Here is a 15,524-nt window from a genome sequence, read left to right on the forward strand (position 1 = left end):
CGGTACGGCGAGTTCCTGCTGATGGCGGCGCGGCTGCTGGGATGGCGCGACGTGTTCTGCGAGCCGCGCAACGTGTCGAAGCAGCGGACGCAGCGCGACGCGGCGATGGACCGGGCGATCGAGATCATCCGGGAACGGAACGCACTGGACATCGAGCTGTACGACTTCGCCCGCGCGCTCTTTCAGCGGCGGCTGGACGCCCTGGGAATCACCCCCCCCCGCAGGACGCCGCCCGCTACGAACGACTCAACCGACGGCACGCCGACATGTGCGACCGGGTCGTCCGCTCCGCTCCGGCATCGCGCCCGGTTCACGGGGCTCCGGTCAGCGGCGCTCCATCGGATGATTCAGGCGGTTGATCGCTCCCTCAGCGCCTCTTGCGTCGCTCGACGCACGTCGCCCACGCGCTTCGTCACCCCGACCCGGTCAAGGTGCTCCGCCAGCGGCACGGCGTGCCGGCGGCTGACGCCGATCACCTCGCGCAGTTCGCCCATGGTCATCCCATCGGGCCGGGCGGCGAGCGCCTCGATCACGCGCTGGCGCAGCGCCCGCTCGTGCATCGCGTGCATGTAGAGCGGCCCGCCGACGTGGACGAGGTCGCCGGTGGAGACGCCCACGTCGAGAATCCGCCTGGCGTCCTTGTCGCTCAGTCCGGCGGCGCGGGCGACTTCGTTCACCTCGGTCGGAGCCAGGCCCGCCTGCTGGCAGAGCGCGATGGCCTTCGTCAGCGCGACCTGCTGGGCCGGCGACAGCACCGGCCGCGCCCTGGGCGTCCACACGCCCCGCTCATCTCCCGCCAGAACCCCGTGCGCGACCAGGTGATCGAGCAGCGCGTGGAGCGTGTCGGCATCCGCCTCGCGCTTGAGATGCTGGATCAGACGGAGGCGAGGAATGAAGGTTTCGAGGGGCGAGGCCTCCTGCATGGTCCTGACCGCGTCCAGCGCCGCCGTCGTGAGCGCCTGCGCCACATCCGCGTGCAGCCGATAGGCGCCTCCTGATGTCGTCGTGACGGTGACGAGGCGGTCGCCTCGCCGGAGCGCGTCGATCAGCGTCGCGGCCTCGGCGGGCGATACGTCGGCGTCACGCGCGAGATCGAGATCACTCCAGGACCGCGCTGCGAAGAAGCGGATCGCCGCTTCGGCGCGGATTCGGGCGTCGGGCGAGCGCAGTTCCGCCAGTCGCGGCAGCAGGGCGCGCGTTTCGCGCCCGCGCCAGCGGCGGCACACCGGCAGCAGCACGTGACCGCCTCCCAGCGTGACCAGGGGCGACTCGGCGCGGATGACGAAGGGCTGCCCCCCGGACGCGACCACCGGCTGCGCCAGCACCAGCTGGGCATACCCCTCGCCGCCGGGCGGCAGGGCGGTTGATCGCGGCTCCGGGGCGCCGCGGGGGGCGCTGGGGGGGGCGCCGGGACTTGGCGACAGCAACCGCACGCGGGCCATCACCTCCGCCGTGCCCAGGTGCAGCCGCACGCGGGCGCGATCCTTCAGCGGCCACGGACACTCGGGCAGCAGCGAAAGATGCACCGTGAGCACGCGCGAGGGCGCCAGCGACCCCGGCGCGGCGAGTTCGTGACCGCGCGTAATGTCCGTGTGATGGACGCCGATCAGGTTGATCGCCGCCCGCTGCCCGCGCGAAACCGACTCGACATCCCGTCCGTGCGACTGCAGTCCGCGCACCCGCACCCGCTGGCCGCGCGGCAGCCACTCGACTTCGTCGCCAAGGCGCAGCGTGCCCGCGTAGACGGTGCCCGTGACCACCGTGCCCACGCCCTTGCCGGCGAAGGAGCGATCAATCGCCAGGCGGAAGGGTCGATCGGTCCGCGCGGCGTCGAGCGATTCGTACGCCTCTCGCAGGGCGTGCTTCAACTCGTCAAGCCCCATGCCGGTCGCCGCGCTGGTGCGCACGAGGCGCGCGTGTTCCAGGAACGAGCCGCGCACCAGCGAGCGAATCTCCGCCTCGACCAGATCGAGCCACGACGGTTCGGCCAGATCGCACTTGGTGATCGCGATGACGCCGCGATTCACGCCCAGCAGCCGCAGGATCGCCAGGTGCTCTCGGGTCTGGGGCATGATGGCGTCGTCCGCCGCGATGACGAGCATGGCCAGGTCGATGCCCGTGGCCCCCGCCAGCATGTTCTTGATGAAGCGTTCGTGGCCCGGCACATCGACGATGCCCAGCCGCGCGTCGCCCAGGTCGAGATGGGCGAAGCCGATGTCGATGGTGATGCCGCGCTGCTTCTCCTCCGGCAGGCGGTCGGTGTCCACGCCGGTCAGGGCGCGCACCAGCGAGGTCTTGCCGTGGTCGATGTGGCCAGCCGTGCCGAGGATGATGGTTCGAGGCGCGCTCATGGCGTGCGGGGAAGGTGTGGGGGGCGGCCCAGGAACGCCCAGCCGTTGTCCCACAGGATGCCGCGCCGGACTGGCTCCGCCAGGTCGGTCATCGACTCGACCAGCGCGCCGGGCGTCTCCTCTCCGAGCGGGAAGGGGTAGTCCGACCCCAGGGCCACCCTGTCGTGCCCCATCGTTCCCAGCAGGTAGCGCAGGGCGTCGGCATCATGCACCAGCGAATCGACCCAGAAGCGCCCGAGGTACTCGCGCGGGCTGCGGTCGTTGTGGACGGCGCAGAGGTCGGGCCGCGCGCGGAAGCCGTGCTCGATGCGCCCCAGCGTGAAGGCGAACGACCCGCCGCCATGCGCGAAGCAGACGCGCAGCGTGGGCAGCCGCTCGAACACGCCGCCGAAGATCATGGAGCAGATGGCCCGCGAGGTTTCCGCGGGCATGCCCACCAGCCAGGGCAGCCAGTAGTCGGGCATCTCCTGCCGCCCCATCATCTCCCACGGGTGGATGAAGATGCACGCGCCCAGCGCCGCCGCCGCCTCGAACACAGGGAACAGCTGAGGTGCGTTCAGGTTCCAGTCGTTGACGTGGCTTCCGATCTGCACGCCCGGCATGTGGAGTTCACGAACGCAACGCTCCAGTTCGCGCACCGCCAGATCGGGGGCCTGCATGGGAATCGTGCCCAGGCCGACGAAGCGGCCGGGAAAATCGCGGCAGACCGAGGCGACGTGATCGTTGAGCAGCCGCGAAAGGTCCAGCGCGTGCTCCGGCTTCGCCCAGTACGAGAACATCACCGGCACGGTGGAGAGCGCCTGCACGCGCACGCCGCTGGCGTCGCACTCGCGCGCCCGGCGGGCGGGATCCCAGCAGTTCGACTCGACCTCGCGGAAGAATCGATCGTCGATCATCATCCTCGCGCGGCAGGGGGCGCAGTGGTCCAGCCGCACCCAGCCGCCCACGCCGTACCGCTCGCGCAGGTCGGGCCAGCGCTCGGGCAGGATGTGTGTGTGCAGGTCGAGTTTGGGCGGCGATTCGGCGGGCATGGCGTGTGGGCGATGGTACACAAGCGGCATGATTCCATCGAAGTCGGCGCATCCCCGATATCGTGTCGCCATGACACCGGCCCCTTCGCCCCCCGCGCCCCCGGCATCCCCGGCGCCCGCGTTCGACGACGCCTCGGAGGACTTCGCGCGACATCGTGACGCCGCCGACCCGCTGGCGACGTTCCGCGAGCGGTTCCTGATTCCGCGACGCCCGGACGGGTCGGATGTCATCTACCTGTGCGGCAACTCGCTGGGTCTTCAGCCGAAGCATGCGCGCACGCTGGTGATGGAGGAACTGGACGACTGGGCGTCGCTGGCGGTGGAGGCCCACTTTGAGGGGCGCCGCCCCTGGTACCCGTATCACGAGGTGGTGCGCGGCGGGCTGGCCCGGCTGGTCGGGGCGCGCGAGCACGAAGTCGTGGCGATGAACTCGCTCACCGTCAACCTGCACCTGATGATGGTGTCGTTCTACCGGCCCACGCGGCAGCGATTCCGCGTGCTCATGGAGTCGCCCGCGTTTCCGTCCGACACCTACGCCGTGTGCTCGCACGTGGCTTGCCGCGGATTCGACCCGCGCGACGCGGTCATCGAAGTCTCGCCGCGCCCAGGCGAGCACCTGATCCGCGAGGACGACATCGAGCAGGTGCTGCGCGAGCGGGGCGACTCCATCGCCTTGGTGCTGCTGGGCGGCGTGAACTTTCTGTCCGGGCAGGTGCTGGACATGCCGCGGCTGACGCGGGCCGCCCACCACGCGGGAGCGATGATCGGCTTCGATCTGGCCCACGCCGTGGGCAACGTGCCGCTGGCCCTGCACGAGTGGGACGTCGATTTCGCCTGCTGGTGCTCGTACAAGTACCTCAACAGCGGTCCCGGCGCGGTGGCGGGGTGCTTCATCCACGAGCGTCACGCGCGCGATGTCACCCTGCCCCGCTACGGCGGCTGGTGGGGCAACGACCCCGCCACGCGCTTCCGCATGCACCTGGAGCACGAGTTCCGCCCCGTGCCCACGGCGGACGGCTGGCAACTGAGCAACCCGCCGATTCTGGCGCTGGCGCCGGTCAAGGCGTCGCTCGATCTGTTTGATGAGGCGGGCATGGCGGCGCTGCGAGTCAAGAGCGACGGGCTGACGCCCTACCTGCGCTGGCTCATCGAGCGCGAGCGGCCGGAGTGGTTCGAGGTCATCACGCCGCGGGAGACGGTCGCTCGCGGGTGCCAGTTGTCGATCCTGGTGCACGACCGGCCGCGCGAGCGGTTCAAGGCGCTGACGAGCGCGGGCGTGGTGTGCGATTTCCGCGAGCCGAACGTGATCCGCGTCGCTCCCGCGCCGCTGTACAACACGTTTCTCGATGCGTGGCGTTTCGCGCGGGCGCTGACTGAGTTGCGGTGACGTTCAGCCCGCGCCGTCCGATTGGCCGCCGGCGCCGCCCGGCAACTGGGCCTCGAACTCGCGCAGATGCTGCTCGATCTCATCGCGGATGTCGGCTCCCTCGGGCACCAGCGACAGCGCCCGCTGCTGCGTCTCCACGGCCATGCGCACGTTGCCGGTGAGGAACCAGGCGCGGGCGAGGGTGTCAAGGTACGCGGGGTTTCTGTGATCGGTGAGGTTGTTGGAGCGCCTGGCGAACTCCAGTGCAGCCACGGGGTCGCGGGCCTCCGGCGGCTCCATGGTCAGCAGATCCCACGCGGCGTTGTTGAGCGTTTCGGCGCTGGCGTCAGGCGACGCGCCGGCGTGCTTGAGCATGTTGGCGTAGTCGAAGGCGAGACGCCGCGCCTCATCATGTCTTCCGCGGGCCTGGTAGATGCGCAGCAGCGTGGTGCGGATGAGCGCGGTGCCGCCGTTCAGTTCGCCGCGGCTGCGGCGCAGGGCCGAGAGCGTGTCCTCCGCCAGCGGCTCGGCGTCGTCCAGCCGGTTCTGCTGCACCAGCAGCAGCACGATGTTGATGCGCGCGGTGAGCGTATAGGAGTGCTCCGGTCCCAGCGCCTTCTCCGACACGTCGATGACCTCGCGCAGCCGGGCTTCCGCCTCGGCGTGCCGCCCCTGGCGCCTCGCCTGGATCGCGAGCGTGAGCATGGTGGTGATGGTGTCCGGGTGGGACGGCCCCAGCACGCGCGTCTTGCGTTCGAGGGCGTCTTGGTAGAACGCCTCGGCCTCCTCCAGCCGACCGAGGCCGCCCGCCGCGTTGCCCAGGTTGTGCAGGGCGAGGAGCGTGTTGGGGTGGTCGGGTCCGAAGGCCCTGCGATATCCCTCGAGCACGCGCTGGGCGAGTTCGTACGCCTCTTCATAGCGCGACATGGAGAGCGTCAGGTTCGCCAGCCCGCCCAGCGAACTGAGCGTGATGTTGTGAAGCGGGCCGAGCGCCTTCTCCGACAGGGCGAGCGCCTCGCGGAAGAGCGGCTCGGCGTCCTCGTGTCGATTGCGCGCCTCGTAGCACGCGGCCAGGTTGTTCATCAGCCCCAGCGTGGTGGGGTGGTCCGCCCCCAGCGACTTCCGCGCCCGCTCCAGTCCGCGGCTGAAGGCCGCCTCCGCCGCGCCGTGATCGCTGCGGGCCATGGCCACCGCGCCGATGGTGTTGAGCGCCTTGAGCGTGTTCTCATGATCGGGGCCGAGAGTTGCCTCACGCACGCGATGCGCCTGCTCGGCGTGACGTCCGGCGGGCTCCAGCTCGCCCAGGCCCAGGTACGCCCGCGCGATGGTGTGGCGCAGCGTCGCCTCGACCAGGGGCTTGTCCGCGAAGCGCCCGCCGACCGCCGCGGCCTGCTCCATGCGCGCGGCGGCCTTGTCGAGCACGTCCCGCAGCAGCACCCCGCGTCCCGTACCGGCGGCGCCGGATGGTTCGGCGGCCCCCAGCAGGTCGTCGTTGAGAAACTCGATCACCGCCTGCGAGAGCGCCGCCTGCTCCTGCGCCTCGATCATCGCCAGCTTCGACTGCTCCTGGGCCTCCGTCGCGCGGCGTGATGCGGCCATCGCCAGGATCATTCCCGTCGTCGTGCCGACCAGCCCCAGCAGAAACACGCCCGCGATGACCGACGCGGCGAGCATCGCCCCGCGATGACGCCGGGCGAACTTGCGGAAGCGATACCCCGTGGTCGGCGGACCGGCCAGCACCGGCTGGTTCGTCATGTGGCGGACCACGTCATCCGCCAGCCCCGCGGCGGTTTCGTACCGACGGGTGCGGTCCTTCTCCATCGCCTTCATGACGATCCAATCCAGGTCGCCGCGCAGCTCGCGGACGAGTCGATCCGGATCGCTTCGCCGGTGGCGGGCGATGTCGTGGATGGACGAGCCGGGCGTTCCCGCCACGGGAGAGGCCGCGCCGCCCCCGGCGCCGGAAGGTTCTCGCATCGAGCCGGACATGATCGTGCTCAGCCGCGTACTGGGCTTGGGCGGCTCCTCCTCGCGGATGATGCGCTGGATTTCATCCACCGCCGCGGCGCGAAGCCGCCGCCGATCGAAGGGCGTGGTGCCGGTGAGCAGTTCGTAGAGCAGCACGCCCAGGGCGTAGATGTCCGATCGGGTGTCGATGTCCAGCCCGCTCATCTCCGCCTGTTCCGGGCTCATGTACTCGGGCGTGCCGATGAACTGGCGGAACTCGGTGAAGACGGTCTTGTCCGTCAGCTCCGCGTGCGTGGCCTTGGCGATGCCGAAGTCGATCACCTTGGGCACGGGCCTTCCGTCGTGCAGGGTGACCAGCACGTTGCCGGGCTTGAGGTCGCGGTGGATGATGCCCTTCTGATGGGCGTGCTGCACCGCGTGGCAGACCTGGATGAACAGGTCCAGCCGCTGATCCGTGGAGAGATTCTCGGTGTCGCAATACTGCGTGATGGGCACGCCCTTGACGAGCTCCATCACGAAGTAGGGGCGACCCGCGGCGGACGCACCCGCATCCAGCACGCGGGCGATGTTGGGATGGTCCATCATCGCCAGCGCCTGGCGCTCCGCCTCGAAGCGGGCGATCACCTGCCGCGTGTCCATGCCCAGCTTGATGAGTTTCAGGGCGACCTTGCGCTTGATGGGCTCGCGCTGCTCGGCCATGTAGACGGCGCCGAACCCGCCCTCGCCGATCAGTTGCAGCAGCCGGTACGGGCCGATCGCCGACCCCACCATGTCCGATGCGGCGCCGGGCGGGGCGTCGGCGAGGGTTTCGGATTCACGGGGGTCATCGGGCGTCGTGGTCATGGCGTGATTGATCCCGAAATGCACAGCCCATCAGCCAACCGGCTGGTTCGCAGGGATTGGCAAGGTGGTTTCCCGAATTCGCGTTGCACGACCGGCAAAGCGTATCCAGCCGGATGTCCAATGTGCGGTGGCCTGTGGATGCCAGCGGGCGGCGCCTCGATCAGTTGCCCGAGACAGGCACTCGAACCGTGGCTTTGATGCGCTGCAGGCGCGTCCTCAGGGTCATAGCGGAGAGGCCCAGGTGGACCGCGATCTCCCGGTGCGAGTATCCACGCGCCCAGAGCCGCAGCAACGCCTGCTGCTCCGTCTCGAGCGTTTGGAGAAGGTGCGCCAGCAGCCGCTCCAGTTCATCCGAGTTCGGGGACCGATGCGGTTCCAACCCGCTCATTCGAGGAATCACCCCCAGGCCTTGAGCGTGTCGGATCCGCGCCTGTTGCCGGCGCTCCCGTCGCATCGCACTGGCGACGATGTGGGTCGCGGCCTGCTGGGTGTACTTCGTCAGCGTGGATTCGTCCGGCACGCCCCCTCCGAAACGACCGACGACCCAGGCGCGGTCGATCCGTCTTCGCAGCGAAGCCATCACATCATCCAGGTCGTAGAGGTGCTGGACCGACCGTACGCGGGACCGGAACCGACGGCGGATCAGGGGTTCCAGCCGATCAATCAGCCGCTGGACCGCTTCGCGGGCGGCGGCGGCGTCGGGATGATCCGGGCGAAACAAGTGCAATCTCCGATCTTGGATGACGCAACAACGTGGTGGGCGGCGTTATTCCTCTGCGGGGAGGATTCTCCCAGCGTCCGATACGAACATCTGAAACGGATGGTTCCCAAGCCAGCGGATGGCATTCTCAGATTCAGAAGAGAGGTACGACACGATCTGTGGAAAGACCGCGACAATCCTTCTCGTTGTCAGGGCTTTGGTGACTGCCGCCGGAGCGAGTGGGCAGGGTTATCCACCCGGTTACACGTTTGGTGCCGCCGGAGACGAAGACCATCCCGATGGATATCACGGATATCCAGGAGCTCACGCATCAAACACCAACCGACCTGATGGGGGGCGTGGTGGCGATGGCTGGACTTCGAACGATCAATCGGTCTCCGGCGATGGTGGTCCAGGCGGACACGGCGCCAACACGTGGGATGACGTCTCGTTTGGCCGCGCCGGTCATGGTGGGAATGGTGGCCATAGTGGTACTGCGGGCGGCGTAGGGGGAAGAGGGGGCGACGGCGGATGGGCATCGACCGCCCTGCCCGGACAGACGGCAACATTTGCCGGCGGTGATGGTGGACGTGGTGGTCTCGGGTGCGAGTTGGGAGGTCGAGGTGGTGATGGCGGGAATGGCGGCCCGAACCCCTACGGTGGAACTGGGGGTGAGGGAGGCGAGGGCGGCGCTGGGGGAGATCTGTGGCCGAATGAAGTCGGAATGGGTGGACCGGGTGGAAACGGAGGCGACGGCGGGAAAGGGGGAGATTCGGTCAATGGCAACGGAGCGAATGGCGGGAGGGGCGGGAAGGGCGGCGATGGAGACGGTCCGGGTCAGGGTGGCGCCGGGGGTGAACGCGGAGTGTCGGAAAGCAACGGCGTGAACGGTTCGCCCGGAGCCGCCGGCGCCAACGGGATCGTCCTGTGGTGCAATCCGGCTGGGGGCGGAGGGCTTTAGTCACGCGACAGCGTCTGGAACTGCAATGAAGTCTGTCACGCCGTTGAACATCCTTCTTCTGGTTCTGATGGCGGCAAGCCATCAGGAACCGGACACGATCGATTCACCATGGGACCGGATTCCCACGGTGATCAGTGAGTCCCAGTTCCTCCGTGCTTCCAAGCGTCTGCATCTGACCAACGAACAGGAGTTGATTGCTCGTCTTCTGTACGACACGTACGTGAAGGAGCGCCGCGAGCGCTTTCAGAACGAAATCCGCGAGTTTCATCGCGAGGAGGCGGATGCCATCCGCCGCACCAATCTGCCCGGCGTTCCGGTGTCCCGGATTCGGGAAGACTTCCAGCAACTGCGTGACCGCATGGGCGAGATTCGACGGCGCGTGCTGATACATGAACAGGAATTTCTTTCTCACTTTCAGGCCGTGCTTCACGAGGACCAGCATGCGCGGTGGCCGCTGGTCGTTCGAGGACTTGCCCGTGCGCGCCTGACGGCCTTCATGTCGCAGTTTCCGGAGGGACGTATTGATCTCGTCGCGCTGGGTGAGGGATTCGCGATCGAAGATGTTCCATGGATCGACTTCGTGAACGAGTACGAGCCGCTCTACCTCAGCGCGCTGCGGAAGGCCACGAACGCCGCGCATGAGTTTGAGTGGAATCTCCTTGAGATTCGCGAGATTCAACAGCGCCTGCAGCAGGAGGAGCCGGACAGCTTCAGAGCACACCAATTTCGAGAGCGCATCCGCGCGCTTCAAGAGCGATTCGGGCGTGCCCGTGTCACCGCGTCAGAGCAACTGGCTGAAGTGAATCGCGAATGGATCGAGCGACTGATCGCTCGGGTGGATGATCCTCTCAAGCCGGTCATTCGGGAACGGTACCTGGAGGCCGCCTACCCAGAGGTGTATCCCGACCCGACGGCCGCAACTCGACTCTTTGATGTGATTGAAGCGATGGATGACCTCTCTGACGGCCAGCGGGAAGTGATGAGCATGCTTCGCCAAAACTGGAGCAATCATCATGCAGTTCTGTGTGAACGGATGGTGGAGACGATTCACTTTCGATACTGGTCCATGTATGCCGGCAAGCCCAGCCCCATTGGAAACGATCAGGAGCTGTGGGAGGCCCTGAAGTCGATCGGTTATGAGCGAGAAGCCCTCAACCAGGCCCAGATTGGTCAAGTGCGGCCGCACCTGACGGGGGATCAAATCGCCCGTTTGCCTCAATGGGATTTCGTGAAGAACCCCCCGCCGCGGCCGTGGGACCGGGACTATGACCGGCTCTGGCGGCAACGCACCGAGCGGCGGGATCAATAGCGCCTTCTGGATGCGGTTCGGGAGCGCCGACGACTGTGTGCACGATCGGCGCGGACGCCAAGCGTCACGTCGGAGGGGAAGACGCCGCGATCATCCGCCCACGTACTTCCCGAACACCAGGCACACGTTATGCCCGCCGAAGCCGAAGGTGTTGTTCAGGGCGATGCGGACGGGCCGCTCCTGGGCGTGATTGGCGGCGAAGTCGAGGTCGAAGCCCTCATCCGGGTTGTCGCAGTTGATGGTGGGCGGAATCACGTCGTTCCTGGCCGCGAGGATGGCGACGACGGATTCGATGCCGCCCGCGGCCCCGAGGGCGTGGCCCGTCATGGACTTGGTGGAGCCGACGACGAGTTTCTTCGCGTGGCTGCCGAAGAGTCGCTTGATGGCGTTGACCTCCGCCGCGTCGCCCAGGGGGGTGGAGGTGCCGTGGGCGTTGATGTAGTCCACCTGGTCGAGGTTCACACCGGCGTCCTGCAAGGCGAACTTCATGGCGTGCAGGGCGCCCTCGCCCTGCTCATCCGGGGCGGCGATGTGGCCCGCGTCGCCGGTGGCGCCGAAGCCGAGCACCTCGGCGTAGATGGCGGCGCCGCGTTTGCGGGCGTGCTCCAGTTCCTCCAGCACGATGACCGCGCCGCCCTCGGACAGCACGAAGCCGTCGCGGTCGCGGTCGAAGGGGCGTGAGGCCTTGGTCGGGGCGTCGTTGCGCGTGGAGAGGGCCTTCATCGCCGCGAATGAGCCGATGCAGAGGGGGGTGACGGCGGCCTCGCACCCGCCGGCGAACATGAGGTCGGCGTTGCCCCGCTGGATCAGGTGGAAGGCCGCCCCGATGGCGTGCCCCCCGGTGGCGCAGGCGGTGGCGGTGGAGGTGTTGGCCCCCCGCAGGTTGAAGCGGATCGACACGTTGCCCGCGCAGGCGTTGACCATGAGCTTGGGCACGGTGAAGGGGCTGATGCGGCGGGGGCCGGTCTCGAGCAGCTTGGTGTGTCCGGTTTCGATGGTGATGATGCCGCCGATGCCCGAGCCGATGGCCACCCCGTGCCGGTAGGGGTCGCCCGAGTTGGGGTCGAAGCCCGCGTCGCGGGCGGCCTCCACGGCGGCGCAGAGCCCGAAGGCGCAGAAGCGGTCCATTCGCTTCAGTTCATTGTGCTCGATGACCGCGCCGGGGTTCCAGCCGCGGACTTCGCCGGCGATGCGGACGGTCCACTGGTCATCCTGGGGGAAGGCGGTGATGGTGTCGATGCCGGACCTGCCCGCGACGAGCGCAGACCACAAGCCGGGGATGTCGGGGCCGAGGTTCGTCACGGCGCCGAGTCCCGTCACGACGACGCGTCTCGGGGCGCGGGGGTTCATCGTCGGCATGGGCCGTCCGGGAGCGGCCGGGGGGTCGATGCCCACCCGGCCAGGTCCGCTCAGCCCTTGTTTCCGGCGGCCTTGCAGATGTATTCGATGGCCTGACCCACGGTCTGGATCTTCTCCGCCTCCTCATCCGGAATGGAAGTCTCAAACTCGTCCTCGAACTCCATCACCAGTTCGACGGTGTCGAGCGAGTCGGCGTTGAGATCGTTCGTGAAGTTGGTTTCCCGGGTGATTTCGCTCTTGTCGACGCCCATCTGCTCGGCGACGATGTCGATCACCTTGGCTTCGATCTCGGCTTCCGTCACGTCCGTTCTCCTGCGATAGGAAGAGCCAGCCCGCCGGCGGGGCGGTTGGGCCTCGATGGTAGCGTGTCCCTGAGCCAGTTTCAATCCGGGGCGCTTCGCTTCGGGTTCCGGGGACGGGGAATCGTCCCTCATCGACCCGGCGCGGGGGTGGAATCCCTTGACATTTCACGCAACCTCGCCAATCCTCTGCACATAGCCATCAGGGCCGACGCGAGCGGGGAGCCATCAAGGTGCGGAGATGGTCGGGGCTTGCTCGTGGTTCGGCCAACACCCGTCGTCAACCGCATACACCTCACCCTATCGCAGGAGAGAACACATGAGGCGTCTCCTCACGCCCGTCGCGCTGGCGGCCTTGGCACTGTCAGCGTTGACCAACATCGGATGCCAATCCACGCAGTCCACGTCGTCTACGACGGCCACGCAGTCGGCCCCGGCGCAGCGGGCCGGCTGGCCCTCCATGTCGGGAGGCGGAATGACCTGGTCGTCGCTGGCATACCCCACGGGTGATGCCCGCACCAGCGCCATCGGCATTGAGAAGGGCGTTCCGGGAGAGGTCCGCCTCAACCAGCCCTATGAGTATCTGATCGTCGTCACCAACCTGACGGGCCTGACCCTGAAGGACGTGGCCGTGTCCGAGCAGCTGGAAGGCGCTCTGACCATCAACTCGTCCACCCCGGCGGGTCGGGCGGGCACCGCCGGTACGTACAACTGGGTCATCGGCTCGCTGGGACCGAACGAGTCCAAGACCATCCGCATCAACGCCACCGCCACCAAGGAAGGCACCGTCGGCTCGTGCGCCTCGGTGACGTACAACTCGCTGCTCTGCGCCACGTTCCGGTGGTGCAGCCGGCCCTGGCGATCACCAAGACGGGCCCGGCGGAAGTCCTCAAGTGCGAGGAAATCACCTACCGCTTCGTGGTGCGCAACACGGGCACCGGCTCGGTTGACAACGTGGTCATCAACGACCCGCTGCCCAACGGGCTGACCACGCTGGACGGCAAGAACGCCATCTCCTTCTCGGTCGGCACGCTGAAGGCCGGCGAGTCGAAGGAGTACACCGCCAGGGTGAAGGCCGCCGCCAAGGGCAACTACTCCAACACCGCGACGGTGAGCGCCACCGGCGGCTACAACGCCTCGTCGCAGCCCGTCGCCACCGTGGTGCGCGAGCCCGCGCTGCGCATCACCAAGACCGGCCCGGCCCGCGAGTTCATCGGTCGCAACGCCACCTATGAGATCACCGTCACCAACACCGGCGACGGCGACGCCCGCGACACGATGATCGAGGACACCGTGCCCGCCGACGCCCGGTTCATCAGCGCCAGCGACGGCGGCGCGTTCGCCAACGGCAAGGTGACCTGGAACGCCGGTACGCTCAAGCCCGGCGCCTCGAAGAAGGTGACCGTCACGCTTTCACGTGACAGCGCCGGCGCCCTCAACAACACCGCCGTCGCCCGCGCCTTCTGCGCCGAGGCCGTCACCGCCAACGCCCAGACGGTCTACTCGGGCATCCCGGCCCTCCTCCTCGAAGTGATCGACATCGAGGATCCGGACCTGGTCGGCACCACCGAGACCTACGTCATCACGGTGACCAACCAGGGCTCCGCACCGGCCACCAACATCCGCATCGTGGCCACCGTCGAGCCGAACCAGACGCACGAGTCGAACTCCGGCCCGACCCGCGGCACGGTCGCCGGCCCGGTCCTGACCTTCGAGCCGCTGGCTTCGCTGGCGCCGCAGGCCAAGGCCACCTGGCGCGTGATCGTCAAGAACGTGAAGGCGGGCGACGTCCGCTTCCGCGTCTCGATGACCGCCGACCAGCTGACCAGGCCGGTGGAGGAGACCGAGTCCACCAACATCTACGAGTGATTGGCGGCTCGGAGCACTGCTGACTGACCCGACGGTGCGGCGGGAAACCGCCGCACCGTCCTTCACAATCAGGCCGGGAGACGAGGGAGTCCGCATGGGGTCGTTGTGCGATCGTCTGGTCCGTCCGCTCCTGGCCGCCGCGATGGGGCTGGCTGCCTGCCTCGGTCCGATCGGGTGCGAAACCCTGCGGTCAATCGCCGCCGACGCTCCCAGGCCGACCGCGGACATCACGTCCCTGCGCGTCACCGGGCTGTCGCTTGAGTCCGCCAGCGTCGAAGTGGGCGTGCGCGTGGCCAATCCGTACGCCGTTCCGCTGCCAGTCGCCGACATCACCTACGCCCTCTCGTCGGGGCAGGCGACTTTTCTGACCGGCGCCGCCGGGGCGCAGGGGACGATTCCCGCCAAGGCGTCGCGCGACTTCGCCCTGCCCGCCACCATCCGTTTCGCTGACCTGATGCAGGCGGTATCGGGCATCAGGCCTGGGGCGATGGTTCCCTACGCCGTGGACTCGGTGATCTCGCTGGACACCGAAGCGCTGGGCCGGGTGGAGGTTCCGCTGAAGAAGGAAGGCGAACTGCCCGTGCCCGCGCCGCCCACGGTGAGCGTTGACTCCATCGAGTGGGGGGAACTGACGTTCGCCAACGCTTCGGCGACGGTGAACCTGCGGCTGGGCAACCCCAACGCGTTCGGCGTGGATGTCAGCCGCATCGCCTATGGCCTATCGCTGGGCGGGACCGAGGTCGCCCGCACCGACCTGGCGCAGGCGGCGACGATCGCGCCGGGCCGGGACGCCGTGCTGCGGCTGCCGCTGTCGTTCTCGCCCCGCGGCGCGGGGGCGGGGCTGTTCAACGTGCTGATGGGGCGCGGCGCGTCCTACGGCGTGTCCGGTCAGTTGAGCGTCACCACGCCCTTCGGCCCCCTCACGCTGCCGCTCAGCGGCGGGGGCGACACGCGCTTCACCCGATAGACCCGATCACGCTTCGAGCCGGCGCGGTTCCTGGTGGGAATCGGCCTCTCGATCGAGCCAGAGGAGAGTGCAGATGCCGTTCATCAAGGAGTTCAAGGAATTCGCCCTTCGCGGCAACGTGGTGGACATGGCGGTGGGCATCATCATCGGCGCCGCCTTCGGCAAGATCGTCTCGTCGATGGTCAACGACGTGATGATGCCGCCCCTGGGCCTGCTGCTGGGAGGCGTGGATTTCTCGGACAAAACGCTGGTGCTCAAGGAGGCCGTGGCCGCCTCGGAAGGCGTGAAGGAAGCACCCGCCGTCGTGCTCAAGTACGGCGTGTTCATCAACGAGATCATCAACTTCACGATCGTGGCGTTCGCCGTTTTCCTGCTCATCAAGGCGATCAACACCGCCAAGAAGCGCATGGAGAAGGAGAAGCCCGCCGCCCCCCCGCCCGGCCCCAGCGAGGAAGTGAAGCTGCTGACCGAAATCCGCGACGCGCTGGCGCGGCGGTGAGG

Annotated in this window: 11 protein-coding genes; 5 read left to right on the forward strand and 6 right to left on the reverse strand. The window is 68.0% G+C overall.

All coding sequences use genetic code 11. The features are described 5' to 3' along the window. Positions 1–347: 347 nt before the first annotated feature. Positions 348–2,351 carry a selenocysteine-specific translation elongation factor gene (selB, locus tag HRU76_06340; GenBank protein ID QOJ17214.1) on the reverse strand — a complete coding sequence of 668 codons (2,004 nt, stop codon included), beginning with the start codon at positions 2,349–2,351 and terminating at the stop codon, positions 348–350. Then, a complete protein-coding gene (locus HRU76_06345; protein ID QOJ19125.1) occupies positions 2,348–3,382 on the reverse strand; it encodes an amidohydrolase in 1,035 nt (344 codons plus the stop codon). Before HRU76_06345 ends, selB begins: the two co-directional genes overlap by 4 nt. A gap of 70 nt (positions 3,383–3,452) precedes the next feature. On the opposite strand from HRU76_06345, the gene kynU reads away from it, so the two are divergent. Next, positions 3,453–4,769 (forward strand): kynureninase, encoded by a 1,317-nt coding sequence (kynU, locus tag HRU76_06350; GenBank protein ID QOJ17215.1) that lies wholly within the window; start codon positions 3,453–3,455, stop codon positions 4,767–4,769. 3 nt (positions 4,770–4,772) lie between these two features. On the opposite strand, the gene HRU76_06355 is transcribed toward kynU, so the two are convergent. Both HRU76_06355 and HRU76_06360 read right to left on the reverse strand, forming a co-directional pair. Further along, on the reverse strand, positions 4,773–7,559 hold the full coding sequence (locus HRU76_06355) for a tetratricopeptide repeat protein (protein QOJ17216.1): 2,787 nt from the start codon (positions 7,557–7,559) through the stop codon (positions 4,773–4,775). Between the two features lie 160 nt (positions 7,560–7,719). Further along, positions 7,720–8,280 carry a sigma-70 family RNA polymerase sigma factor gene (locus HRU76_06360; protein QOJ17217.1) on the reverse strand — a complete coding sequence of 187 codons (561 nt, stop codon included), beginning with the start codon at positions 8,278–8,280 and terminating at the stop codon, positions 7,720–7,722. Between the two features lie 965 nt (positions 8,281–9,245). Here HRU76_06360 and HRU76_06365 point away from each other — a divergent pair. Next, positions 9,246–10,529, forward strand: a complete 1,284-nt coding sequence (locus tag HRU76_06365) for a hypothetical protein (protein QOJ17218.1) — start codon at positions 9,246–9,248, stop codon at positions 10,527–10,529. Between the two features lie 90 nt (positions 10,530–10,619). Here the strand turns inward: HRU76_06365 and fabF are convergent, their stop codons facing one another. Together fabF and acpP are read right to left on the reverse strand one after the other, a co-directional pair. Further along, positions 10,620–11,879, reverse strand: a complete 1,260-nt coding sequence (gene fabF, locus HRU76_06370; protein QOJ19126.1) for a beta-ketoacyl-ACP synthase II — start codon at positions 11,877–11,879, stop codon at positions 10,620–10,622. Positions 11,880–11,938: 59 nt separating this feature from the next. Further along, positions 11,939–12,322, reverse strand: coding sequence for an acyl carrier protein (acpP, locus tag HRU76_06375; GenBank protein ID QOJ17219.1), 384 nt, complete (start codon positions 12,320–12,322; stop codon positions 11,939–11,941). Between the two features lie 708 nt (positions 12,323–13,030). On the opposite strand from acpP, the gene HRU76_06380 reads away from it, so the two are divergent. The 3 genes from HRU76_06380 (at position 13,031) to mscL (ending at position 15,522) form a co-directional block, all read left to right on the forward strand. After that, a complete protein-coding gene (locus tag HRU76_06380) occupies positions 13,031–14,056 on the forward strand; it encodes a DUF11 domain-containing protein (GenBank protein ID QOJ17220.1) in 1,026 nt (341 codons plus the stop codon). A gap of 94 nt (positions 14,057–14,150) precedes the next feature. After that, the gene (locus HRU76_06385; protein ID QOJ17221.1) at positions 14,151–15,023 is read left to right on the forward strand and encodes an LEA type 2 family protein; all 873 of its coding nucleotides are present in this window, start codon (positions 14,151–14,153) and stop codon (positions 15,021–15,023) included. A 73-nt stretch (positions 15,024–15,096) separates the two neighbouring features. Then, entirely contained in the window at positions 15,097–15,522 is a 426-nt protein-coding gene (mscL, locus tag HRU76_06390) for a large-conductance mechanosensitive channel protein MscL (protein QOJ17222.1), read from the forward strand. The last annotated feature ends 2 nt before the right edge of the window (positions 15,523–15,524 follow it).

The sequence above is a fragment of the Phycisphaeraceae bacterium genome (assembly GCA_015709595.1).
Classification (GTDB): Bacteria; Planctomycetota; Phycisphaerae; order Phycisphaerales; family SM1A02; genus CAADGA01.

Coding starts and splice junctions, on each gene's coding strand:
- selB (QOJ17214.1), bottom strand. CDS start 2,351: ATGAGCGCGCCTCGAACCATCATCCTCGGCACGGCTGGCCACATCGAC.
- HRU76_06345 (QOJ19125.1), bottom strand. CDS start 3,382: ATGCCCGCCGAATCGCCGCCCAAACTCGACCTGCACACACACATCCTG.
- kynU (QOJ17215.1), top strand. CDS start 3,453: ATGACACCGGCCCCTTCGCCCCCCGCGCCCCCGGCATCCCCGGCGCCC.
- HRU76_06355 (QOJ17216.1), bottom strand. CDS start 7,559: ATGACCACGACGCCCGATGACCCCCGTGAATCCGAAACCCTCGCCGAC.
- HRU76_06365 (QOJ17218.1), top strand. CDS start 9,246: ATGAAGTCTGTCACGCCGTTGAACATCCTTCTTCTGGTTCTGATGGCG.
- fabF (QOJ19126.1), bottom strand. CDS start 11,879: ATGAACCCCCGCGCCCCGAGACGCGTCGTCGTGACGGGACTCGGCGCC.
- acpP (QOJ17219.1), bottom strand. CDS start 12,322: ATGAGGGACGATTCCCCGTCCCCGGAACCCGAAGCGAAGCGCCCCGGA.
- HRU76_06385 (QOJ17221.1), top strand. CDS start 14,151: ATGGGGTCGTTGTGCGATCGTCTGGTCCGTCCGCTCCTGGCCGCCGCG.
- mscL (QOJ17222.1), top strand. CDS start 15,097: ATGCCGTTCATCAAGGAGTTCAAGGAATTCGCCCTTCGCGGCAACGTG.